The sequence below is a fragment of the uncultured Roseibium sp. genome (assembly GCF_947499295.1).
In the GTDB taxonomy this organism is placed as follows: domain Bacteria; phylum Pseudomonadota; class Alphaproteobacteria; order Rhizobiales; family Stappiaceae; genus Roseibium.
In genome coordinates, this window is sequence record NZ_CANMNP010000144.1 from 1 (window position 1) to 422 (window position 422).

The 422-nt window shown below is 51.7% G+C and carries 1 protein-coding gene; it reads right to left on the reverse strand.

Going from position 1 to position 422, the window contains the following annotated elements; genetic code table 11:
• On the reverse strand, positions 1-422 hold a 422-nt coding region (locus tag Q0835_RS30165), incomplete at both ends, for a methyl-accepting chemotaxis protein (RefSeq protein ID WP_298967195.1).

The following is a 422-nucleotide window of genomic DNA, read 5'->3' on the forward strand; positions in this document are numbered from 1 at the left end:
GCATCTTGCTCTTCGACAGCAGATGCAATGTTCGTGGTGAAGCTGTTCACCTCTTCCATTGTCGTTGCGATCTCGTCAATGGCCGTTGCAGCTTCATTTGTTGATGTTTGAATGCCGGAGATTTGCAAACTGATTTCCTCGGTCGCCTTTGCAGTCTGTTCGGCCAGCTGTTTGACTTCAGAAGCAACAACAGCGAAGCCCCGACCAGCTTCACCAGCTCTTGCAGCCTCAATGGTGGCATTGAGCGCGAGCAGGTTTGTTTGGCCTGCAATGTCGGAAATCAAGTTGACGACGTCTCCGATTTTCTGTGCGGCCTCTGCCAGTCCGGATACCTGATGGTTTGTTGACTGAGCCGAACTTGTTGCCTTGTCGACAATTTCCATCGTGCGATTGACCTGCTGGGCAATCTCTTGAATGGACGC